This is a genomic window from Amycolatopsis sp. SID8362, from assembly GCF_010550475.1.
Classification (GTDB): Bacteria; Actinomycetota; Actinomycetes; order Mycobacteriales; family Pseudonocardiaceae; genus Amycolatopsis; species Amycolatopsis eburnea.
On record NZ_JAAGNB010000126.1, the window covers coordinates 1 to 1,191 of the forward strand.

General features: G+C 72.1%; 2 protein-coding genes. Both read left to right on the plus strand.

The features are described 5' to 3' along the window. Window positions 1-354, plus strand: a 354-nt coding sequence (locus G3I65_RS04190; RefSeq protein WP_160694912.1) for an acyl carrier protein, incomplete at its 5' end; no start/stop codon positions are given. Window positions 355-436: 82 nt separating this feature from the next. Next, the coding region (locus G3I65_RS04195) for a beta-ketoacyl synthase N-terminal-like domain-containing protein (protein WP_203612278.1) at window positions 437-1,191 on the plus strand (755 nt) is incomplete at its 3' end.

The window sequence follows — 1,191 nt, forward strand, 5'->3', positions numbered from 1 at the left end:
TTCGACTCGCTCACCGCGGTCGAGCTGCGCAACCGCCTGCAGGCCGCGACGGGCCTGCGGCTGCCCGCGACCCTCGTGTTCGACCACCCGACCGCGACGGCACTCGCGCGGTTCCTCGCCGAGCGGCTCGGCACGGACAGCGCCCCGGCGCTCGCCCCCGCGCTGGCCGAACTCGGCCGCCTCGAAACCGTGCTCGCGCCGTTCACCGGCGAGGCCCGCGAGGCGATCACGGTGCGGCTCAAGGAACTGCTCTCCCGCTGGAGCACCGAGCCCGGCGCCGGCCCGGCCGCCGACATCGACGCGGCCACGGACGACGAGCTGTTCGGCGTCCTCGACGAGCTGCGCACCCCCTGACCACCGCACCGCCGGTCGTGAGTGGCAAGTCGGGTTCTAACCCTACTTGCCACTCACGACCACTCACGCCTGGAGCCATCGGATGTCGAACGAACAGAAGCTGCGCGACTACCTCAAGCAGGCCGCCAAGGACCTGCGCGAGGCCCGCGGCCGGGTGCACGAGCTCGAGGAGCGCGACCACGAGCCGATCGCGATCGTCGGGATGAGCTGCCGGTACCCCGGCGGCGTCACTTCGCCCGACGAGCTGTGGCGGCTGGTCGCCGACGGCACCGACGCCATCTCGGCGTTCCCGGACGACCGCGGCTGGACCGCCGAGGACGTCTACGACGCCGACCCCGAGACGCCCGGCAAGTCGTACGTGCGCGAGGGCGGGTTCATGACCGCCCCCGCCGACTTCGATCCCGGCTTCTTCGACATCAGCCCGCGCGAAGCCCTCGCGATGGACCCGCAGCACCGGCTGCTGCTGGAAACGTCGTGGGAGGCCTTCGAACGCGCGGGCATCGACCCGGCTTCGGTGCGGGGCCACAAGATCGGCGTCTACGCCGGCGTGATGTACCAGGACTACGCCGCGCGCCTGACGTCCGTGCCCGAGATCGTCGAGGGCTACCTCGGCAGCGGCAACGCGGGCAGCGTCGCCTCCGGGCGCGTGGCCTACACCTTCGGCTTCGAGGGCCCGGCGATCACGGTCGACACCGCGTGTTCGTCCTCATTGGTCGCCCTGCACCTCGCCGTCCAATCGCTGCGCCGCGGCGAGACCACGATGGCGCTGGCGGGCGGGGTCACGATGATCGTGACGCCCGCCGGCTTCATCGAGTTCAGCCGCCAGCGCGGGCTCGC